The sequence below is a fragment of the Acinetobacter sp. WC-323 genome (assembly GCF_000314615.1).
In the GTDB taxonomy this organism is placed as follows: domain Bacteria; phylum Pseudomonadota; class Gammaproteobacteria; order Pseudomonadales; family Moraxellaceae; genus Acinetobacter; species Acinetobacter courvalinii.
On sequence record NZ_AMZS01000048.1, the window covers coordinates 23,945 to 46,556 of the forward strand.

Below are 22,612 nucleotides of genomic sequence, written 5' to 3' on the forward strand. Positions count from 1 at the left end.
ATGCAAAATAGACTCAAGCGGCAGCTACAACAATGGATTGCAAAGCGCTTTCAGGTTGAAGGCAGCAAAATCTTATTGCAGAAAGATGTACTGGTGTTTATTTACAAGCAAGGTTTTTTATATCTGGTGCTGATTGTCATTACATTTATTGCAGGCATTAACTATGCCAATAACCTGATTCTCGGTTTTTGCTTTTTAATCAGTGCCATTCTTTGTATCAGCTTTTATCTGACCTTTAAGCAGTTGCATGGCTTGCAGATTGAAGTGGTCGCTGCAGAGGTAGGGCAAGTAGACCAGCCGCTGATCTTGAAAATTTTATTAAAACAATCCACCCAAACAGTTCGATATTTGCGTCTAAATTGGCAAGAACAAGAACATTTCCTGTATCTGGACCAGACTCAACAAAGTCTGGAACTCGCCGTTTTACCGGAACAACGTGGTAGATATGAACTGGATGCCTTGAAAATTTATGCGACCTATCCTTTAGGATTGGTGCGTGCATGGACCTATCTATATCCACAACAAGAGGTCTGGATCGCCCCCAAGGCCACTGACTGGCAAAAAGAACATAAACTTCAGCCGACTTCGGCGCAGGACAGTCTGGATGAATTTAAAGAGCTCAGAACTTTCCAGCATGGGGATTCTTATCAGAATGTAGCATGGAAGCAGGTTGCACGTGGGCAGGGTTTTTTAATCAAGATGTTTGAAGCGCAGACCAGTCATCAACACCTAGATATCGATTATCAGCTCATTCCAGCACTGGACCATGAACAGAAACTAAGCTTGATGATGGGGTTGATTGAACAATGTGAACAATCCGGGAATGACTATGCTGTAATTTTGCCACACGCCAGACTGGAAAGTGGACAAGGTCAAAGCCAATTAATCAAAGCCAGACTTTTACTTGCGCAGGCTTAAATATGACCAAAGCCATCTATTTTTGTGTTTTAGCTGCTTTAGGATTGATCCTGATCGGTCAAGTGAGCTTTATTCCAGTCACACTCAGCGGATTGTGGGGCATTGTCTGGCTAACTTTGGTATGGCGCTATCACAAACAAAAAATTACGCCAATGCCTAAACTACTTTTGGTGGCATTTACCTTAGTGTCGGTTGCGTTGATTTATATTCAGTACCAAAGCTTACTCGGCGTAGAGGCGGGGGTTGCATTTCTAACCACCTGTTTATTTGCCAAGAGTCTGGAGTCTAAAAAAACCCGCGATTTACTGATTGTCTTTAACTTTGCCCTATTTGTCAGTGCTAGCTTACTGTTATATAGCCAGGCTTTCTGGATGGCCATGATCGTGTTTGGGGCATTGCTGATGTGCCTCATGGGCCTCTATCGGCTTCAAACTGATTTATTTAAACAGAAGAATCAGACCAGAAATCAGTTAAAACAAGATATAAGGCAAATCCTGAAGTTTGTCGGGATTGCCACACCATTCTTTATACTGCTGTTTATGTTCTTTCCGCGGTTACCGCCGCTGTGGGCGATTCCCATTCAACAGAACCATGCGACCACAGGCATCAGTGACCGGATGTCACCGGGGGATATTGCGCAACTATCTCAGTCTTCTGCCTTGGCTTTCCGTGTCATCGCACCGATGTCTGATTTTCCCGGTCGGCCAGAGCTATATTGGCGAGCACTGGTTCTGGACCAGTATGATGGCAGCACCTGGAGCAGTAGTTTTGATAATCAGCAGCTCAAGCGCATTCCTGTCTCCTCACGCCGTGTGAGCTATCAATATTTACCTGCCGATGAGCAGGCCAACTGGATCATGGGACTGGAATATTCGATTCCCCAAGAGCGTTATTTACAGTTATATCAAGACGATAGTATTCGTCCTTCCAAACTGGTTAAACGCAATCAACCGATACACCTGCTTTGGTTAGGACAAACAGCAACGGTGCCAGTCTACTTATCATCGCGTCAACTTGAACTGAATACTCGATTTGATCAGGGCCGAGATAGAAAAGCACAACAACTGGCGCAGCAATTATTTGAGCAGAACCAGAGACAGCCTGAAAAATACCTACAATCGGTACTGTCCTGGTATAGAGAAAATGGCTTTAGCTATACATTAACGCCGGGTACTTTGAGTGGAGACCGGATTGATCAATTCCTGTTTTCCAGTCGCAAAGGTTTTTGTGAACATTATGCCTCGAGCTTTGTGATGATGATGCGTTATGTGGGAATTCCCGCACGCGTAGTGACAGGCTATCAAGGTGGACAATGGGCACCAGACGGACAAAGTTGGGAAGTCCGCCAGCTGGATGCACATGCATGGAGTGAAGTTTATCTGGATGGGAAATGGCAAAGAATTGATCCTACCGCCATGATTGCACCACAACGAATTGATACCGGTATGCAAGATTATCTGGCGCAAGACCAAAATGTCTGGGGCGAAGGGCAAACGCAGGCCTGGCGTTTACAGCAGTTTAAATTCCTCAAAAATATGCGCATCTGGAGTGACTATCTCAGCTATCAATGGCAAAGCAAAGTGGTCGGTTATGATGCAGAAAAGCAGAAAAACTGGTTATCCCGATTAGGTCTGGATTCAAGCTATGGCTATGTGATTATTTTAGTCGTTGGTATTGGCAGTATTTTGTTGCTCTACGGTGGCTGGTACTGGTGGGGACAACGAGGCAAGCAAGAACAATATCAACGCTTGATTATTCAATTTGAGAAACAGTTACCTCAGCATTTGCATAAATATCCAGCGGAAAGCTTTCATCGCTGGATACAACGTATCGCTGTGTTGGTTGAGGAGCAGACGCCATTCGAACAAGTGACTGTGTTATATCAAAAAATCGTATTTTTAGAGCAAAACGACCAGCTCAATATCCAAGAATTTAAGCGGTTGCTTAAAGACTGTGCGATTGTCATCAAACAGTCGCAAAAAAACTTGTGAAGCGACAAAAAAATGAATATCATGCTTCTTATTCTAGGTGTATAGCTCAGTTGGTTAGAGCGCTACGTTGACATCGTAGAGGTCTCCAGTTCGAGTCTGGATATACCTACCAAGATATTAAAGTCATATAACTTTTCATAAAGTTACATGAACTCCAAAGCCCTGAGTCAAAACGATTCAGGGCTTTTTTTATAGCTTTAAAAAGGCGGATGGGACTAACTGATAAAACAAGACGTAACGACATGAATCTTAATAATAGATCTATTAAGCTGTTGCATTTTTGTTTTTAATTGTTGATTTTAATCGATAATTTATAAGACCTACTTTTTGTAGGGCATTTCTCGAGTAAACTATGCCTATCGTAGTCTGATGTCGACTGTTTAAGGACATAAACAGTGTTTTACGATAAGGTTTTGGAATGGTATTACTTATAAATTCTCGGGCGCGATAAAGTCGCTAAGAGCTTAGTGAAGTTAATGAAAAAATTTATTTTAACGGGCCTTACTGCAATGGTTGCAGTACTTTCTACCCAGACAATAGCAGCAGATTTTTTTGCAGGAAAAGATTATACGGTTGTACAAAATCCAGAAAAAACGTCTGTTCCAGATAAAATCGAGGTACGTGAATTTTTTTGGTATGGCTGTACCTATTGCTTTAAATTAGAACCGCATATGCAAAGCTGGTTGAAGAAGATTCCAAAAGATGTGTATTTTCTTCGTACGCCGGCAGCAATGACACCCATGTGGGAGCAGGGTGCGCGTGCCTATTATGTCAGTGAAGCATTAGGCGTTCGCAAGCGGATACATTTACCATTATTCCATGCCAATTTTTCTGGCAATCAAAGAATTTTGCAAAAGGAAACTTTTGCTAAATTTTTTACCCAATACGGCGTACCTGAGCAAAAGTTTAATAGCATGTTTGATTCTTTTGCAATCACGGCAAAAATTGCTGAATCCAATCAATTGGCGCGTAAATACCAACTCACGGGCGTTCCTGCGGTCGTGGTAAATGGTAAATATATTGTTCAGGGCGGTGATGAAAAGGTTGTGCAGGTGGTGGATTATCTGGTGAATAAAGAACGTAAAAACCAATAATGTTTAGTTTTTTATGATGATATTATTTTGAGTTCAACACATTGTTTAGATAGTTTACTTCGGCACGGTCATGAGGTATTGGGCTAAGCTTTTTAACATTAAAAGGGTGCTTGACCCCATTCACAATTGGTGCTAATTTAATCAATAAGGAAGTCATATACTATTTGGGATTTAAGAGAAATCTTGCCTAAATGCAAAAAGATATGATGACCTGAATACACAGCTAACAACGAACGAAACAATCTAGATTGTTTTTAAAAATGTTCAAGGTTGTAGAAAAGCCCGTTAATCGGGCTTTTTTAATGTCTATCTTTTTTAAAGTCTAGACTCAGGATATAGTCGTTTCTAAAGATTGGCAGGGCACACAAGATTTCTAATGCTGTTATTTATTATTGTACTGGTTGTGATTGGCTTGGTTTTATTGATACTCTGGGTAAAGAAAACCAGCGCTAGACAAGTTTTATCTGACTCTAGTGATTCGTATTCGCCAACGCCTTATATCAATGACTCATCTCAACATCATGCTTCCAGACATACCGATCACTGTAGCATAAGTGACAGTACTAGCTCGGATTCGGGGAGTTGTGATGGTGGCGGAAGTAGCGATTAAAAAGCTCGTACCCCCGAGGGAGGAGTACGAGTTAAAACGGGGCTTAAGGTAGGTCAAACCAGATCATCTGACTGTCTTGCAGCGCAGTAATGGTTGCTGTTTCATCAAATAGCAAGGCATCACCAGCTTTGACTAAATGATCTGCAATCATTACTTCACCTGAAATCACATGCACGTAGTTCACTTTTTTCTGTGCTGTAATGTCTAGATGTTGATCCTTTTCAATGACCGCAGTTTTCACTTCAGCATTTTGACGGATCAGCATCGGTGCAGATTCATCACCTGCGATCAAGTGCCATTGGTTTGGATGATCTTTCGGATTGAGCTGAATTTGCTGATAGGTGGGGTCCGCATCTTGTACATTCGGTTGAATCCATATCTGTAACAGATGCACCGCTTTATCATGCTTGTTCATTTCACTGTGAGTGACGCCTGTACCCGCACTCATCAATTGCCATTCACCTGCATTGATCTGGCCTTCATTGCCCATGCTGTCTTTATGGGAAATGGTGCCATCCAGTACACAAGTCAGGATTTCCATATTGTCATGTGGGTGAGTACCAAAACCATTGTGTGCAGCCACGGTATCGTCATTAATGACGCGCAGGGCACTGACACCCATGTATTTCGGGTTGTACCAGCTACCAAATGAAAAACTATGATAGGTGTCTAACCAGCCTGCTTTAACATGACCACGATTTTCACTACGATGTAGATAAGCATTCATCTTTCATCTCCCAAATTATTATGTTCTGCTTGATGCTTATATTATCGATTCATAATAGGGATAAATAGTCTTTTATTGCGACGTGTTGTTCTATAATTGAGATGATGGGGTTGCTTATTGTAAGGGCATAAAAAAGGCCGAATACAAGATTCAGCCTTTTAAGGTTTGATACCAATGTATCAAATGCTTATTTTGATTTGTTTTCCAATTGTGGAATTGCAGAGCCTTGACCTACAGAAAGCAGACCAGTTTCTGTGTAGATACCCAGTTTTGCACGTGTATCTGTGATATCAAGGTTACGCATGGTTAACTGACCGATACGATCCATCGGTGTAAACATCGAATCACCTTTCTCCATCGTTAAACGCTCAGCTTCATAAGTGAGGTTTGGAGATTCAGTGTTCATGATGGTGTAATCATTACCACGACGTAATTCAAGTGTTACAGTACCAGTAATTGCTTTCGCAACCCAACGTTGCGCAGTTTCACGAAGCATCAATGCTTGTGAATCGAACCAGCGACCTTGGTAAAGTAAACGACCTAAACGTAAACCGTTGATACGGTATTGTTCAATGGTATCTTCGTTATGAATACCAGTGACTAGACGTTCATAAGCAATGTGTAACAATGCCATGCCCGGTGCTTCATAAATACCGCGAGATTTTGCTTCGATAATACGGTTTTCGATCTGGTCAGACATCCCTAGACCATGACGGCCACCGATACGGTTTGCTTCTAAAATAAATTCAACCGGATCTTCGATGCGTTGGCCATTCAGTGCAACCGGCATACCTTCTTCAAAAGTAATGCTCACTTGTTCTGGCTGGATTTCAACGTCGTCTTTCCAGAATGCAACACCCATAATCGGGTCGACGATTTTAATACCGGCATTCAGGTATTCTAAATCTTTGGCTTCATGTGTTGCGCCCAGCATATTCGAGTCAGTTGAATAGGCTTTTTCTTTTGACATTTTATAGTCAAAGCCGTTGTCGATTAAGAATTGCGACATTTCGGCACGGCCACCTAACTCATCAATAAACTGTTGGTCTAACCACGGTTTATAGATTTTAAGGGCAGGGTTGGTCAATAAACCGTAACGATAGAAACGTTCAATATCGTTACCTTTATAAGTCGAACCATCACCCCAGATATTAACGTCATCTTCTTTCATTGCGGTGACCAGCATGGTACCCGTCACTGCACGACCTAAAGGTGTGGTATTGAAATAAGGAACACCACCCGTGCTGATATGGAATGCGCCACATTGAATCGCGGCAATACCTTCAAGCGCAAGTTGTAAACGACAATCGATTAATCGAGCTTTGACTGCGCCGTACTGTTCAGCTTTCTTTGGAATAGCATCATAGTCATCTTCATCAGGTTGACCCAGATTTGCAGTGTATGCATAAGGCTCTGCGCCTTTCTGTTTCATCCATAATAAAGCTGCTGAAGTGTCTAAACCACCAGAGAAGGCAATCCCTACTTTTTTACCTACTGGTACATGCTGCAAGATCGTTGCATTATCAGTCATTGCTAGTCCTAACTATTTCGAAATAGGCACCCTAATACTTCGGTGACCAAAGAGAATTTATACGTTCCGTACTATATCACTTTTCAAATCGATTTTTTTTCTGTTAGGAAAGGAATTCTTTTTTTTTCATTTGAAAAATAGATTAACATCGGAAAAATATAAAGTTTTACGATAAGCACGAATAATATGGCATTAATAGATCGTGAACTTTAAAAAGTCTCACGTGAAAAATACATCAAGAGGCTAAAAAAACGCTTTTTATAAAAAAGTGCCTTAATTAAAGCGCATCATTTAGGCCAATAAACTGCTTTTCAATCGGGGTAAAAACATGGTCCTGACGTGCGATCAGATAAAGACCGATATCCCGATATTGTTCAGGCGTTTCCCGATAATATTGAATTTTATATTTCTCAATCAATGACTTGGCAATCATGGAAATGCCCATGCCCAGCTGGGTAAAGTGAATTAAAGCTTCATGATCATAAATATGGGTGAGTTCACCCTTTTTAAGATTATAGTCGCTATAGATGCTATCCAGAGTTGTGGCATAGCAGCATTGTTCAGAGGCCAGCAAGATATTTTGATGATTCAGACACTCTTCAAGACTGTCATAGTTAATCATATTTTTACCAATAATCACCAGTTGATCATCCGCCTTTTGAATATATTGCAGGGTCTTCTGTTTTGGATGACCTAGCGCATAGGCCATATCCAGATTGCCGGCGAGAATTTCATCTTCAATATAGCCCGTAGAACCCGTTTTCATGGTAATCGAGAGGTCAGGATAAGCCTCATATAATTTGCTAAAAGACGGGTAAAAACGCATGCCACCGAGACTGGTATTGGTCCCGAAACGCAGTACGCTTTCTTGTTGATAGATTTTATTTTCGGTTTCCTCCCAGGTGAACATCATCTTCTTGTATTGGGTATACAAATTCATACCTGATTCAGTCAGTTCAACGCCTTTGGGTCTACGGATAAATAACTGGCGTTTGTAATGATTTTCAATCTTCTTGATTTTTGCAGTCATATTGGATTGTAAATAATTGAGCTTATGTGCCGCCGCCGTAATACTTTTCAGCTCGGCTACAGTGACAAAAGAACGGATATCATTAATATCAATATTCACGGCAATTCCTCAATCGTGCCAGCTCATCCATTCCGAAAGATAAAATTCAAAAGGAGATTCTGCTAAATCAGCATCAAAAAAAATGATGGATCTATTAAAACATAGCATTATTCATGATGTCATTTATTTTATACACTAACATGACTTTCCAAGGGTTGAGTACAACACGTGAATATTCGAGTCGTAAGCGCAATCGCGTTGTTATGTCTGGTCTGGGGTTCTTTATGGGGCTTGGTTAAACACAGTTTGCAAGTCTTTCCACCATTCCTGTTTATTTCTACACGTTTGATTCTGGCTGCACTAACTTTAATGATCATACAGCGAATGTTGAAGAAACCGATTCTGCCAAAACCGTCAGAGTGGAAGCCCTTGATGATTTTAAGCTTGCTGATTTGTCTAGGTTTCTATGCAACGCAAACCTTTGCGATGCAATTTGTGGATTCGGGTTTATCGGCAGTGCTGGTCTTTACCATGCCAATTTTTATTGGAGTGCTGGCACATTATTTCTTAAATGAACGATTGAATAGCCAAAAGAGTATAGGGCTGGTTTTAGGTACATTGGGGCTGATTGCCATTCTTTGGCCACAACTGCAGCATATCCATATGAATACCTCATTGCTCGGGCAAATCTTGTTAATTGGTTCTGGCTTCTTTTGGGCCTTATCAACGGTGTTTATTAAAAAGAATTTTGCGACGTATGACAAAATCAAGCTGACCATTTGGCAACTGTTATTAGGTGGAGCTATTATCTTTGCTGGTGCTTTAGCTTTTGAACCTGTAGATGTCCAGGTTTGGCTCAACCCTTTAAATGAATCTGCCTTATTTTATATTGCAGTGGTTGGAACCGGATTTGCATTTGCATTATGGAACTGGATCGTGAGTCAGGTGGATACTTTTGTTGCTTCGATCTCAATCATGTGTATTCCAATTCTAAGTCTATTTTTTGGTTCGCTGATCTGGCATGAACCTTTAACCCTGAATATCTTAATCGGTGCGGTCTTTATTTGTCTGGGGATTGTGATGAGTTCACTCAAAGTGAAAAAAACAAAAAGTTGTTTGACTTATTCATGCAATCAACAGCCTTAAACGATGTACCATTATTAAATGTTGGCGTAAAAAAGCAGTCAGTGAAATGACTGCTTTTTTATAGGTCGATAATGAAGATTAGTTTCCAGTCATCACGTTAAATTGACACTTTCAACCATTAAAATTCGATTTACAGTCATCCCAAATCAATAAAAAAGTATTAAAGTACTATGCAACAAGTTGCAAAGCCAAAATTAAACAAGGAATACCATGACTAGCTATGCAAATATCTTAAAACCATTACATTTGGGTTTTACTACCATTAAAAACCGTGTCGTAATGGGCTCAATGCATTCAGGTTTAGAAGATCGTTTTTTTAATTATCCTAAACTTGCAGCTTATTTCGGTGAGCGTGCAAAGGGTGGTGTTGGCTTAATTATCACGGGGGGGATTTCTCCAAACCGTCAAGGCTGGTTATTACCAGCGGGCGGAACCATGAATAGTCTGGCAGATATTCCGCATCATCGTCTGGTCACGCATGCGGTACATAAACATGGGGCCAAGATTCTGATGCAGATTTTGCATTCCGGGCGTTATGGTTATCATCCTTTTTCTGTTTCTTCTTCTCCTATCCAGGCGCCAATTAATCCGTTTAAGCCGCGTCAGATGTCTGATTCACAGATTTTGGCAACCATTGACGATTATGCACGTTGCGCCAGTCTGGCCAAAAAAGCAGGCTATGATGGCGTAGAAATCATGGGCTCAGAAGGTTATTTAATTAATCAGTTCCTGAGTAGCCATGTCAATAAACGTACCGATCGTTGGGGCGGCGATATTGAAAACCGTATGCGTTTTCCTGTCGAAATCGTCAAAGCCATTCGTGCCAAAGTCGGTGAAAAATTCATTATCGCATTCCGCTTATCATTGCTGGATCTGGTGCATGACGGCAATACCATGCAAGAAGTAATTGTGGTTGCCAAGGCATTGGAAAAAGCAGGGATTACACTGTTAAATACTGGTATTGGCTGGCATGAAGCCCGTGTACCAACCATTGTAACCTCTGTGCCGCGTGCAGCATTTGTCGACTATACCGCAGCCGTGAAGCAGCATGTCTCGGTTCCGGTGATTGCATCGAATCGTATCAATATGCCGGATGTTGCTGAAGAAATCATTGCTTCAGGTAAGGCGGATATGGTGCAGATGGCACGTCCATTTTTGGCAGACCCATATTGGGTCAATAAAACAGCCACCAATCGTGTTGATGAAATTAATACCTGTATTGCCTGTAACCAAGCCTGTTTAGACCATGCTTTTAAAAATCAACGGGTCACTTGTCTGGTCAATCCGCAAGCCTGTTTTGAAACTGAACTGGTCTATATCAAAACCAAAAAACCAAAACGTATCGCCGTGGTCGGTGGTGGTGTTGCAGGAATGTCTGCCGCAACAGTAGCTGCAAGTCGTGGTCATGCCGTGACCTTATTTGAAGCCAATGATGATGTTGGTGGGCAGTTTAATCTGGCCAAAGTAGTGCCTGGAAAAGAAGAGTTCCATGAAACCATCCGTTATTTTAAAGTGCAATTGAAGCAAACCGGTGTCGATGTGCGTTTAAATACGCGGATCAGTCGCGAACAATTAGAGCGAGAAGGCTTTGATGAGGTTGTGGTAGCAACGGGCGTGGTGCCACGTGCGTTAAAAATACAAGGCAGCACTGCACCGCAGGTCTTGTCTTATGCCGAGGTTTTGCGTGGTGCTGAGGTCGGACATAAAGTTGCGGTAATCGGTGCTGGCGGGATTGGCTTTGATGTATCAGAGTTTCTATTAAAGCCGCCTCATCAGCCTCAGCCGCAACCTTTGGCAGAGTGGCAACGTGAATGGGGGGTTGACCCAAACCCGGATTATATTTCTGAAGGGGGCATGCAGCGTCCAGAAGTGGACGTTCCTGTGCGTCAGATTTATTTATTGCAACGTAAAACGACACCACTTGGAATCGGTCTGGGTAAAACTTCGGGTTGGGTGCATCGTGCGCAACTGAAAAAACATGCCGTGCGTATGTTACGTGGTATACAGTATAAAGCAGTGACTGATGAAGGCTTATGGGTTGAACATAATGGACACGATCAATTGTTGCGCGTAGATACCATTGTGGTCTGTGCCGGACAAGAATCGGTCAAGGATTTAATGCCTAAAGAAGGTGAAAGTACTTTGGCAAACTATCATATTATTGGCGGAGCTAAGCTTGCTGCGGAGCTTGATGCAAAGCGAGCGATCCGGGATGGTGCTGAATTAGCCGCTAAACTGTGAAATTGATGAAACAATATGCATTTGAATACATTGCAGTTAAATTTCTCTTGTATAAACAGGGCAAGCTTTGTATTCTTACGCACATGGAAGCGTGGCAGAGCGGTTTAATGCACCGGTCTTGAAAACCGACGAGGGTGTGAGTCCTCCGTGAGTTCGAATCTCACCGCTTCCGCCAAATATTTAAATAAGCCCTTGTTTTTACAAGGGCTTGTTTTTTATCTATGATTTTACCCCTCAACCTACCCCTCATCAAACATTGGATTAGGTGATATCTAAAGAGACATCTTTTTACTTATTTGGACATCATATTAGTTGAAAGAAAATTTCTAGTAGAATTCCAAACTGATTTTAAGGTGGGGAATTTTGCAAATATCCACTTTGGTCTTATGCTTGAATGGTCTGTTGTATTTGGTTTTTTACTGTTGCTTATCTTTACTTTCATCTTGGATGAGTTTTCTTGATCTTATACATTCTGTTTATGAGATTTTATCGATTCATAATTATGGGCAGACTGTAAAAAAATAAATCTACCCATATTCTTTAGATGCTTGTAAGTGATGTTAAACCCATAAATTTGATGATACTGGTATATCATACGGACTGTTAAGTTGTCTGCATCCTTACAGATTGATGATCTCATATAAATTTTCTGGTGATAAATTTTTCACCATATCATTTAGACCTTTACTTAGACTTGCTTTACTAAATGTATGTTCATAAAGTATGTCCCTCATACCACAAGTGATAAATATTGTTGCTTTTTTAGGCTTTATGGTTTTTATATCTTTATCATTTTCAAGTAATTCATAAAGCGTTTGGAACAAATCGGAAAAATAATCCATGCCTGTATGATTGATTGAGTTGCGACGATCTTGATTGATAGCATTCTCAATTATAGTTTGGTTTGCAGAGCCGTGAATTTCACTTAGCATAAATTTAGAATAATTCGCTGATTCAAACTGCTGGATGTTACCCTTGTTGATCTTTGTTTCAAAAATTTTATCGTAGTAAATCAGGCTGATTAGCGCAGTAAGAATTGCATCAGCTCTTTTGAGTACTTCAAGTGAATTTGCACAATCATCTAAAATGATGCTCAAGCTATGAATTTTTTCAGAAACCTTATTGTCAATAATAGGCTGGGCATCTGTCCCATTTCTCTGATTATCTAATCTTGTAGCCATAAATTCATGTATAAATTTACTTAAAAGCACAGGCAGATTGCTAACATCCTCTTCTAGATTTAGATGAAGATTTATGAACTTTGAAGGTGGCAAATTGGCATCTAACGGAGAGCATCCAATAAATGATTTTGTGGACTTCTGTAGTGGTGTACCATAAATTTTCAATCCTTTAATTGCATTCCTAACTTCGTGATATGAAGGGACTTGAGTTATATTTGTGCCTTTTATATCTTTGCTATTCTTAAAATTATGATATTCAATATAAATTTTAAGATAATCCAAAAATAGAGATTTAATATCCCAGAATGGTAACAAGTCAGGTAAGAAATACTTTTCGTTCAAAATACGTTTGAGGTTTGTCGAAAAATTGGGGAATTGTGTCCATTCTTCATAACTTTTGATGTTTTCCCAAAATATGCAATAAAGTTCTTCAAATATTGATGTTAGTTCATCTGGTTGAAGTAAATGGTTTAACAAAAATATATCTTCATCCACTAATTGCCTTGTTTGACAATATCCCATTACATGGTTGAGTAACTGTCTGCCAAAGACAATTATCTCTACTTCAATCTTGATTTGCTCAATAGGTAGTGACTTTCTTTCTTTATATTTTTCAGTTAGCAGGTTGACCAGTTGCCTCAATATTACATCCCTAATACGTATTAACTCGTTATACAGATTTGGGAAAGTTGCTTGAAACTCTCTTGCTTTTACAGCTTGCTTTACTAATTTTTGCATTACAGGGTGAGCTATTCTGTAAATTTCATGATCGAAGACGGGATTACTCATTTAAATACGCTACTTAACAATTGTGAATCTTGTTTTGCTGATGTTTCTGAGGATTCTAGAGCATATTTATATCCGAAGACATCCACATCAGGTTTAAATCGGAGTAAACAATGCAAACCTCAGAAACCAAAAAAAATCAGATTCTTAGAATGAAAGGAGTAACAGAATTAGTCTGTTTAAGTAAATCAAGTCTGTATGACAAAATGAACCCGAAATCCAAGAGATATGATTCGTCTTTTCCTCGTCCGATTAGATTGGGACTATCAGCCGTTGGTTGGTTAGAGCAGGACATAATTGATTGGATCAATTCAAAAAAAAGCTAACCAGATTAGCAAGATATCTTTACAACTCTCACATACCCTATTAACCCTTATAACACTGTAATTCCTTGATTTCGAGGTCATGGGATTACAGTGATTTTTACGCCTGACCATTTGTGTTACTTATATGATCAGTATATCTAATAATATTAATTATTATATAAATTGACTTAATTAACAAATTGTTAGGTGTAATTACGTACAGAGAAGTTCATTATTATGAATCAATCATCCTATCTTATGAGTAATAATCAAACACCTGCTTTAGCACATGAATACTTAACACAAGTACCTGAACACTTTCTAAATCAGCAGACTGAAATAACTGATACTGATTCATCTAATCAGCCCATTCAGATTACAGCACCATTGGAAGAGCAACAGTCTTTACTCAATTCAATGTATGAAGAATGCTTCAATGCAGCAGACGATCAGCATTCAAGCTCATTGGCATTGGATTACTTATTAGATTTCAACACTGAATATAACCAATATGAAATTCGATCAAATCCTGAAGCTGAGAAAATATTCTCAGAAATTGAATTAGTAAAACAAATCTTAAAACACAACTATGTGCAGGCTTATCGTAAGATCAAAGGCACTCTGTATCATGGATGGTATGAGCCTATTGATAAAAAATTCATTGAATTATTAAAGCAAATACTCATCCAAGGGTTTGATCCTCTAGAGCATTATGATTGTGAGCATCATAAGATTGTTATGCAAGCGTATAACGAAATTCTAAAGGGTTATTTTCATGCTGATTTTTATCTACATTACCCCAATGATATTATTCAGCTAAGAAATACTGATGGAACAATAACTTCAATTTGTTATGCAGAATTAATTAATCTATTCATTGAACGTTTGTATTTGCTAACTCAAGAAAAGGAATTCAAATACCAACAGAAAAAACGAAGGGAACGTTCCCAATATCAGCAAAAGGTCGCTACAGAATGTGTAGATACGATACTGGCTAAACATTCGAGAATTGTCATTGCTCGTGTCGATTTTCGTTATGGAAAAACACAAAACCCTGAACTTGCCCAAGTCAAAGCAGATTTAATCACATGCCTTCGTTATTTAAAGCGTACTTCAAATTTACGTATATTGGGCTATCTATGGAAATTGGAATTTGCCGAAAAAACGGGCTATCACTACCACTGTTTTTTCTTTCTCGATGGTCGTAAACACTCACAGGACATTAAGTTAGCACAACAGATTGGTGAGGTCTGGAAAAGAGTGATTGGTGATGAGGGGACTTACTATAATTGCAATATTGATGCTCACAATGGCAAATACAAAGATGTCGGTATTGGCACCTTACATCGCAGTGATAAACAAAAATACGAGTATTTGATTAAAGCCATCCGTTATATAACCAAAAGAGACCAATTCATTGTGCATAAAAGGATTAAGCAGGATGAAGAGAATGAGCAAAACCTTAGAAATGATAAAGCCTACTTCATACGTGTATTTGGTAAAAATATTGCTAAGGATGTTGCGATAAAAATGGGTAAATCTCTTAAAAATACTGGTCAAAAGGAGGCATGAAATGACTCATTATTCAGCGACTCCTCAAGCACACTATATACCGCAGACACCAATTATCCCATTCATGCTGGATGTTAATACTCATTTGTTCTTAGGACAGAGTATTCAAAATGCAGCTCAAATTGAAAATGGGAAACTAGCGGTTATGGATAAACGATCACCCAAATGTTTGGATAAGAATTATCGTATATTTTTAAATTCTCTACCTTGGCTGCATTATCACCGTTTGGTATTACATGGATTTCAACTAAATCCTTATTGGGCTGCAATCTTTGATACAGTAGGCTTTTCTCATTACGGTAATATGAATTACCTTGTAGAGAATGCAGAGCTTATTCATGATCAATTTAAACATAAGTTTCTGAAACGACGGATTGCACTGGAATATACAAAATTTATTGAACCAATTAATGAAAGTATTAAATTCCAAAAGGCATTGTTTAAACGTTGTCTAGACAAACATAAGCAGATCAATTGTATGATCTATGATTTACCTTGTATGTTTACTATTCCCTTACAATTTGATGCCGAAGTTAAATTACCAAAACTTGCTAGTAAATGGCTGGAAAGATTACATCAATCCGAAGAATTAGCTGGCAAGCTGTATGATGTGCAATGGCGTATTGTGAAATCACTGAATGGATTTTATTCAGTCCATGCCATCATTTATGTGATTGGTGATGAGTGTAAATATTCTGATTTTATCTTACGGGTATGGAGAGGGGCTTGTTTACACAAGGGACATGAGCTTGTGCAAGGATCACCTTATTTGGTTTGGGAAAAACACTGTTACTTTGCGGACAGTGATATGCGTAGCTACTGGAGTAAACAGCTTGAGTTTCTAAATGGCCCCCTCAAACTTTATCGGTATATGAGTCAGCATATTTCCTATTTATGGCAAAGCTATACAGGGAATATCCCTGCTAAGTAAACTTTTCAAATATAAGGCGCTCTGATTAGAACGCCTTTTTTATGCTTGTATAAATCGCTGTGATTAAATCTCTAAAAATTATAGGTATAGGTCAAACCACTGTTGGTGGTGATGGTCACTTCACGGACATATTCAGCGGAACAGCCCAAGTAGACTTTTGCCACTGAGCCATAGCGCATATTTTGGTAATCGTAAGTGCCTTTGCTTCTGCAATTACCACGGTTGATTAAAACCCCTGTGATGGTGGTTGGCGCATCGTTCAAGGACATGATGTTTAACAAATCGGTATAGCCTGTCATGGAGTATTGTGATTCTTCACGACGGACACGGACTTCAAATTGTTCTTGTACAGTGGGTTCAGTCCCTTCCTCAGCATTATATGACTCATCTTCCAGAAAGGATTTATCAACGGCTGGAAAATCATCTTCAGATTGAGGCGGAGTTTCAGTCGCATCAGCAGTGCTATGCTCACTTGTTTGAGTTGGGGTATCCTTTGGTTTTGGTGCATCGTTACCTGAATTACACGCAGTTAAAGTCAGTAGCAACACACTGGATAAAACAATCGATGGAATAAAATTCATTACACATGCCTATATTTAATCGAATATTGTGATCTACAGGGTTGGGTGAAAGCCCAACTCTGTGTATTTAATTGTTTGGTCAATCAATTTTTTACTTTTTATAAAAGTGGGAATTACTCATCGATCTTTTTAAATACCTTTTCGATCGGCGTGTAGTTTTCCAAGCTAAAATCAAAAGGAATTGGCTTTTTCAGTGTCACATCAAATTGCTTTAATCGAGCATTTTCTATGCCGTTGAAATGTTTGCGTTGAAAGGACATGGTGCTCGGTTCAAGGATGGCAATCGGTTCATTCGCAGAATCAGCTTGAGTGTTGTTGGCCTGATAAATGACTAAGCTCTCTAATTCCAATTTATGATTATTGAAGTTAAAAATGTAACCGACATACTTCTGTCCACCAGCCGTAATAATATTTTGTGCTAACTCTGGCGTGGATGGGGCTGTGAAATTCACAATAAGATCAGATGCGAAATTCATATTCTCAAAATGTAATTGTTTCGAATCAGCATCGTAATAAACAAAATTATCAATCGGACCATTTGGTCGATCATTCGGTGTATAGCTGCTTGGCATAAACAGACTTTGACCAGACGTAGCATTTAAACTGAGTTCTAAAAGCTTCAAGTCATAATTTAGATGGGCATTTTTAGTATCCAACTCATTTTGAAGTGTCTGAATACGTTGTTGATATTGTTCTGTACTCTCAAATTGATCTTTTTGTGGTGGAGTCACCTGCATTGTCGATCTTATATAATTGATTGCCGTATCATGCGCTGCACGCAAAGAATAGTCATCACCTAAAGCAAAAGTGAATGCAGGAAACTGTTGATCAGTATGTCCGATCACTAAAACTTGATTGTTTTTTAAAGCCAGCACATTTCTTAAATCATTGAGAATGGACTGGAAATACACGCAGTTTGCACAATAATCTGCAACATCGTCATTTTCAGCAAACATCTGCAATCCATAGATGGTTTTATACGGTGGATAAAAGGAAAAATACCCCTCATCTTTGATGAGTTCCTGAAAGTCTTCTCCAGTCTTTGTTAGCGGAGGTGTAATTTTATTGCGAGCGATAATCAAAGGAGAAGAAACAGCCTGTGCAGGGACAGCATCATTCAATGACATGTTTTCAATCTTTTGAGATAGTTCTTTATTCTCTACATCATCTTGTTGTGGTTTTGAGCAGCCGACCAACGCAAGGCTGGTGAGCAGCGCAATTGAAATGTATTTCATCCTATTATTTTCCCCATCCAATATTTTTTAAGTTTTTAAAAATGAATTATGAAATTGCCTGTAATTTCAAATACATTTTGCTTGGCTGTCATAGGCTCTAGCGATGCTGTTACTGAGCACAATAAGGACAACCAAAATAAGCTGTGCGATGAATTTCATGATTTTTATCCAGCACAAAACACCACTGACCAAAATGGATGCAGCAGTTAATTGATGCCTTGAGTCAATCAGGACACAGTGAAAGCGTGTGATAAATGAATTGGAATAAAATGCCTGAGAGGCAGAGAAAGTGCAGGGGAATAATAAAGCACAGTAAATTGCGTCATGGTTGACTCCTAGATGAATTAGAAGTTCTACCGAATCACTGTCAATTGATTATGGTGGCAGAACGAAAAGGGGTTGACAGACTGGACATCTAGAACCAGCACGCGCGAACGCGTCCCCCTCCCGTTCTACCGCAAAGGGGGACGAGAAGGTTTTTACACATACAAAGAATACTCAGATGAATAAACTCCGATGCGCTAGATGAGCGGTCTGTCAAAACCGACTGACAATGTAGGTCAGCCCTTGCATCATAATCGCTGCTAAAAAACAGGTCAATTGATCTGTTTAATCATCATTCAAAAATTGCCTAAAACTGATGAAAAAAAACGCATTCTAAAAAAATACAAATACATAGCATCTAATTGAGAACAGTGTTTCTCCATTTGAGATAGCACCAATACATGCTTCAGCTACATTGCAATCATTTTGCCTGCTTCCCCAGCAGGTTTTTTTATTCATTTACAGGAAATACCACAATGAGTTTGCCATGTCCTTATTGCCAGTCCCGAGAGACGGTACTGCTTGAATCAACCCAACATTTACCCAGTACCTCAACCAATAACCCCATTTCCAATAGTGTGATGTCACCGATGGCACTTGCCACATTAGGAGTGAGTGTTTCCAAAAGCCTGAATATTCCTCCAATTGCAGGTGCAATCGTTGGGGTACTGATTGGCGGTATCTGGATGTTGATCACTGAAGATGAACAGCAACAACCGCTTCACCCAACTTATCGCAAACAGTATTACTGCAACAACTGTGACCGCAGCTTTAGCCCGAATTTACGCAATTAAGTATTTAGCAAAATTTAAATCGAACCCTTTTACCCATTCAAAATCGATACAGGAATTATTCTTATGGCACATTTAGTTGAAACTATGGCATTCACTGGACAAACCCCTTGGCATGGGTTAGGCAATGAACTCACACCAAACCAACCCATCGAGGTTTGGGCACAACAAGCAGGCATGGACTGGCGGATAGAATCCTCGGATGTCAATTACATGGCACAGAATGAACGTGGACAAAGCATCATCATGCCTTTTGAAGAACAACGAGTGCTTTACCGTTCAGATACGCATGCACCTTTATCCGTGGTCAGCCAACGCTTTCAAGAAGTCCAACCGATGGAAATCCTACACTTCTACAAAGACCTGACGGAGCAATCAGGCTTTGAACTGGAAACCGCAGGGGTACTGAAAGGTGGCAAGAAATTCTGGGCATTAGCCAAGACTGGACAGACTTCAGCACTCAAGGGTAAGGATGTGAGTAATGGCTATATTCTACTAGCGACGGCTTGTGATGGCACTCTAGCAACCACTGCACAGTTCACCAGTATCCGGGTGGTATGTAACAATACTTTGGCAATTGCTCTCAAAGGACAAAATACCAGTGCAGGTGTGGTTAAAGTCCCACACAGCACTCGTTTCGATGCTGAGAAAGTTAAACAACAGTTGGGTATTTCAGTCCGTGCATGGGATGAACACATGTATGAAATGAAACAACTGAGCCAGCGTAAGGTAACTCAGCAGGAAGCAGCAGCCTTCTTTGATGCGGTGTTTAACAATACCAACCTAACTATGGCTGAACAAGATGAAAGCATCATTCAGTTCTATCGAAATGCTGCTATGCCAAACCAAGGCATCAACACCCCAACCAAAGCGGACAATAAAACCGAGCCAAATGGACGTGCCATGTCGAAAGTCATGACCATGTTTAACGGACATGGACGTGGTGCAGAACTGAGTTCAGCCAAGGATACCGCTTATGGATTATTGTGCAGCATCACCGAGTTCTGTGACCATGAACGTCGAGCGATGAGTACCGATCATCGACTCGATTCAGCATGGTTTGGTGCAGGGGCTGCCATTAAACAGCGTGGTCTGGAACAGGCATTGAGAATGATTGCCTAAATTCAGTTTCAATTAAGCCAGCTCCATTAGCCTAAGCATACAGTAACACCGTACAAGCACAGCAACACCTTTAGCCGCACCCTCATGCGGCTTTTTTATGCCCAAAATTCAGCTTTTACGATTTTATCGATACAGGAATAATTGCAATGAATAGTCATACTCAAATTCAAAACACGCTAAATAACCCACCACTACAACCCTATTTACCGAATCTAAATCAATCCATTCAGCAGATTGAGGTGGGAACCCGAACCAAACGAGATCGACCGAATACGCAACCACGAAAGACCAAAGCCCTTACAGCAAAAAGACTTGCCAACACCAAACAGATGAACTATCAACAATGGTTAGAAGTCAGAAAACAGGGTATTGGCAGCAGTGATGCAGCAACGGCCTGTGGACTGAATCCCTATATGTCGATGCTGGAACTGTGGATGATCAAGACAGGGCGGATGCAACAAAACATCGAGGATGAAAGTGCAGGTTACGCACCCTTGTACTGGGGAAAAAAGCTAGAACCTTTGGTGGCTGAATACTACAGCATGCACACCAATCATAAAGTCCGTCGAGTTAATGCAGTATTGCAACACCCTGATGAAGACAAACAGTTTATGTTGGCGAACTTGGATTATGCTGTAGTCGGTAATGAAGAAGTGCAAATTTTGGAATGTAAAACCGTGGGGGAATATGGCGCAAAACTATGGCGAGATGGCGTGCCTTTATATGTGCTGTGTCAGGTACAGCATCAATTGGCAGTGACAGGTAAACAGGCAGCGCATATTTGTGCCTTGATCTGTGGGCATGAAACCAAAATCTATAAAGTGACTCGTAATGAAACTGTGATTCAGCACATCATTAATGCGGAACGTCATTTCTGGCAATGTGTCGAAACAGGTATTCCACCCAGTGTAGATGCTTCGGATTCAGCAGCTAAAGCCTTGCAACAACTTTATCCTGAACAGATTCCATTAACAGTAGAAGACCTGACCCAAAATGAACAAGCTAATTATTTGTTTAATCAGTTACTAGAGGAGCGACATAAAGTTGAACAACACCAGCAGTATTTTGATGAACTGAAACATCAACTACAAATGATGATGAAAGAAGCAGAGCGAGCGGTATTTACAGGTGGTTCAGTCACATGGAAGAAATCACAAGACTCAATCAGCCTAGACAGTAAATCATTGCTTAAACAGCATCCTGAATACCTACAGCAATTTCCGAGCCTGTAAATTATTTTGTGTAAGTTCCATTTTTTATAAATGATCTTTTAATCGATCATCGAACTGAATCGTAAACCAATTCATTGCTAAACGCCAATTTTGAATTGGCATCGTCCATTTCTTCGCAGCATTTGATGTTGCTAAGTAAATGACCTTCTTTACTGAGTCATCAGATGAAAAGATTTTCCTTTTCTTCGTTGAATGGCGTATTACGCTATTCAACGACTCAATCGCATTTGTTGTATAAATAGCATGACGTATTTCGGCTGGATAGCTAAAGATCGTTCGGATATTTTCCCAATTGGCCCGCCAGGATTCTCCAATTTTGGGATACTGGTGATTCCATTGATCACAGAAGATGTCTAGGGACTTTAAAGCATTTTCCTCTGTACTTGCCTGATAAATCGCTTTCAGACCCGACGTAACAGCCTTGTAGTCTTTCCAGCTTACAAATCTCAGGCTATTGCGTACAACATGCACAATACACAGTTGAATATCAGTATGAGGGTAAACAGAGGCTATCGCGTCAGGAAAGCCTTTTAATCCATCTACACAGGCAACAAGAATGTCCTGTACTCCTCGATTTTTTAGCTCTGTCATGACTGACAGCCAGAATTTGGCACCTTCTGTCTGAGCAATCCACATACCCAGTAATTCTTTTTGCCCATCCATATTGATGCCTAAAGCAAGGTATACGGACTTGTTAATCACATTGGAGTGCTGACGGACTTTGACAACAATACAGTCAAGATAGACAACAGGATAAAGGCTATCTAAGGCTCTATTTTGCCACTCAGTCACTTGCTCAATCACAGCATCGGTAACTTTGCTGATGAGAGATGCTGACACATCGGCATCGTACATTTCTTTGAAGAAGGCTACAATTTCCCTATTAGTCATTCCTTTTGCATACAGTGAGAGGATTTGGTCATCCATACTGGTGATGCGTGTTTGGTGCTTTTTGATAATTTGTGGCTCAAATGAACCTTCTCGATCACGGGGAATATCTAAAGCCAGTTGTCCATCTTGAGTTGTAATGGTTTTAGAACTAAACCCATTACGGCTATTTGAGCCTTTCTTGGGCTGATGCTTTTCATAACCGAGATGGTCTGAAAGTTCAGTATTGAGTGCAGTTTCAATCATGAATTTTTTAAAGACTGCTGTCATTTGGTTTAAGTCTTCTGGTGTTTTTAGACCTTTAGCCAATTCGGCAGCCATACTTTTGATTGTTGCT

The 22,612-nt window shown here is 40.0% G+C and carries 19 protein-coding genes and 2 tRNA genes; 14 read left to right on the forward strand and 7 right to left on the reverse strand.

What is annotated here, in order from left to right:
• The 5 genes from ACINWC323_RS06790 (at position 1) to ACINWC323_RS19815 (ending at position 4,613) form a co-directional block, all read left to right on the forward strand.
• A complete protein-coding gene (locus ACINWC323_RS06790) occupies positions 1 to 918 on the forward strand; it encodes a DUF58 domain-containing protein (RefSeq protein ID WP_009513362.1) in 918 nt (305 codons plus the stop codon).
• Positions 919 to 920: 2 nt separating this feature from the next.
• Positions 921 to 2,909 (forward strand): transglutaminase TgpA family protein, encoded by a 1,989-nt coding sequence (locus ACINWC323_RS06785; RefSeq protein ID WP_009513392.1) that lies wholly within the window; start codon positions 921 to 923, stop codon positions 2,907 to 2,909.
• A gap of 35 nt (positions 2,910 to 2,944) precedes the next feature.
• Positions 2,945 to 3,021: transfer RNA gene (locus ACINWC323_RS06780), tRNA-Val, on the forward strand.
• A 364-nt stretch (positions 3,022 to 3,385) separates the two neighbouring features.
• Positions 3,386 to 4,003 (forward strand): thiol:disulfide interchange protein DsbA/DsbL, encoded by a 618-nt coding sequence (locus tag ACINWC323_RS06775; RefSeq protein ID WP_009513348.1) that lies wholly within the window; start codon positions 3,386 to 3,388, stop codon positions 4,001 to 4,003.
• A gap of 376 nt (positions 4,004 to 4,379) precedes the next feature.
• Entirely contained in the window at positions 4,380 to 4,613 is a 234-nt protein-coding gene (locus tag ACINWC323_RS19815) for a hypothetical protein (protein WP_009513346.1), read from the forward strand.
• A gap of 43 nt (positions 4,614 to 4,656) precedes the next feature.
• On the opposite strand, the gene ACINWC323_RS06770 is transcribed toward ACINWC323_RS19815, so the two are convergent.
• The 3 genes from ACINWC323_RS06770 to ACINWC323_RS06760 all read right to left on the reverse strand — a co-directional run bounded on the left by ACINWC323_RS06770 (position 4,657) and on the right by ACINWC323_RS06760 (position 8,000).
• The gene (locus ACINWC323_RS06770; protein ID WP_009513373.1) at positions 4,657 to 5,340 is read right to left on the reverse strand and encodes a pirin family protein; all 684 of its coding nucleotides are present in this window, start codon (positions 5,338 to 5,340) and stop codon (positions 4,657 to 4,659) included.
• Between the two features lie 187 nt (positions 5,341 to 5,527).
• Positions 5,528 to 6,871: an argininosuccinate synthase gene (argG, locus tag ACINWC323_RS06765; RefSeq protein WP_009513367.1), complete on the reverse strand. Its 1,344-nt coding sequence runs from the start codon at positions 6,869 to 6,871 to the stop codon at positions 5,528 to 5,530.
• 277 nt (positions 6,872 to 7,148) lie between these two features.
• Complete coding sequence (locus tag ACINWC323_RS06760; protein WP_009513366.1) at positions 7,149 to 8,000, reverse strand: LysR family transcriptional regulator; 852 nt, start codon at positions 7,998 to 8,000, stop codon at positions 7,149 to 7,151.
• 168 nt (positions 8,001 to 8,168) lie between these two features.
• Here ACINWC323_RS06760 and ACINWC323_RS06755 point away from each other — a divergent pair, with 168 nt between their 5' ends.
• The 3 genes from ACINWC323_RS06755 (at position 8,169) to ACINWC323_RS06745 (ending at position 11,502) form a co-directional block, all read left to right on the forward strand.
• Complete coding sequence (locus tag ACINWC323_RS06755; RefSeq protein WP_009513399.1) at positions 8,169 to 9,086, forward strand: DMT family transporter; 918 nt, start codon at positions 8,169 to 8,171, stop codon at positions 9,084 to 9,086.
• Between the two features lie 210 nt (positions 9,087 to 9,296).
• Entirely contained in the window at positions 9,297 to 11,327 is a 2,031-nt protein-coding gene (locus ACINWC323_RS06750; RefSeq protein ID WP_009513370.1) for an NADPH-dependent 2,4-dienoyl-CoA reductase, read from the forward strand.
• 85 nt (positions 11,328 to 11,412) lie between these two features.
• Positions 11,413 to 11,502, forward strand: a tRNA-Ser gene (locus ACINWC323_RS06745).
• A 445-nt stretch (positions 11,503 to 11,947) separates the two neighbouring features.
• On the opposite strand, the gene ACINWC323_RS06740 is transcribed toward ACINWC323_RS06745, so the two are convergent.
• Positions 11,948 to 13,297 (reverse strand): hypothetical protein, encoded by a 1,350-nt coding sequence (locus tag ACINWC323_RS06740; protein WP_004801557.1) that lies wholly within the window; start codon positions 13,295 to 13,297, stop codon positions 11,948 to 11,950.
• A 149-nt stretch (positions 13,298 to 13,446) separates the two neighbouring features.
• Here ACINWC323_RS06740 and ACINWC323_RS0119210 point away from each other — a divergent pair, with 149 nt between their 5' ends.
• The 3 genes from ACINWC323_RS0119210 to ACINWC323_RS06730 all read left to right on the forward strand — a co-directional run bounded on the left by ACINWC323_RS0119210 (position 13,447) and on the right by ACINWC323_RS06730 (position 16,102).
• Positions 13,447 to 13,620: a helix-turn-helix transcriptional regulator gene (locus ACINWC323_RS0119210; RefSeq protein WP_228127864.1), complete on the forward strand. Its 174-nt coding sequence runs from the start codon at positions 13,447 to 13,449 to the stop codon at positions 13,618 to 13,620.
• A 216-nt stretch (positions 13,621 to 13,836) separates the two neighbouring features.
• Positions 13,837 to 15,171, forward strand: a complete 1,335-nt coding sequence (locus tag ACINWC323_RS06735; protein WP_004699698.1) for a YagK/YfjJ domain-containing protein — start codon at positions 13,837 to 13,839, stop codon at positions 15,169 to 15,171.
• Between the two features lies 1 nt (position 15,172).
• Positions 15,173 to 16,102, forward strand: coding sequence for a hypothetical protein (locus ACINWC323_RS06730; protein WP_004699700.1), 930 nt, complete (start codon positions 15,173 to 15,175; stop codon positions 16,100 to 16,102).
• Positions 16,103 to 16,173: 71 nt separating this feature from the next.
• On the opposite strand, the gene ACINWC323_RS06725 is transcribed toward ACINWC323_RS06730, so the two are convergent.
• On the reverse strand, positions 16,174 to 16,683 hold the full coding sequence (locus tag ACINWC323_RS06725) for a hypothetical protein (RefSeq protein WP_004699703.1): 510 nt from the start codon (positions 16,681 to 16,683) through the stop codon (positions 16,174 to 16,176).
• A gap of 113 nt (positions 16,684 to 16,796) precedes the next feature.
• On the reverse strand, positions 16,797 to 17,918 hold the full coding sequence (locus tag ACINWC323_RS06720; RefSeq protein ID WP_005003187.1) for a putative periplasmic lipoprotein: 1,122 nt from the start codon (positions 17,916 to 17,918) through the stop codon (positions 16,797 to 16,799).
• A gap of 800 nt (positions 17,919 to 18,718) precedes the next feature.
• Here ACINWC323_RS06720 and ACINWC323_RS06715 point away from each other — a divergent pair.
• From ACINWC323_RS06715 to ACINWC323_RS06705, 3 genes are all read left to right on the forward strand, one after another.
• A complete protein-coding gene (locus ACINWC323_RS06715; protein WP_004801552.1) occupies positions 18,719 to 19,036 on the forward strand; it encodes a hypothetical protein in 318 nt (105 codons plus the stop codon).
• 63 nt (positions 19,037 to 19,099) lie between these two features.
• Positions 19,100 to 20,155, forward strand: coding sequence for a DUF932 domain-containing protein (locus tag ACINWC323_RS06710; RefSeq protein WP_004801549.1), 1,056 nt, complete (start codon positions 19,100 to 19,102; stop codon positions 20,153 to 20,155).
• 146 nt (positions 20,156 to 20,301) lie between these two features.
• On the forward strand, positions 20,302 to 21,387 hold the full coding sequence (locus ACINWC323_RS06705; protein ID WP_009513396.1) for a YqaJ viral recombinase family nuclease: 1,086 nt from the start codon (positions 20,302 to 20,304) through the stop codon (positions 21,385 to 21,387).
• Positions 21,388 to 21,411: 24 nt separating this feature from the next.
• Here the strand turns inward: ACINWC323_RS06705 and ACINWC323_RS06700 are convergent, their stop codons facing one another.
• Positions 21,412 to 22,605, reverse strand: a complete 1,194-nt coding sequence (locus ACINWC323_RS06700) for an IS256-like element ISAba26 family transposase (RefSeq protein ID WP_221408631.1) — start codon at positions 22,603 to 22,605, stop codon at positions 21,412 to 21,414.
• Between the last annotated feature and the right edge of the window lie 7 nt (positions 22,606 to 22,612).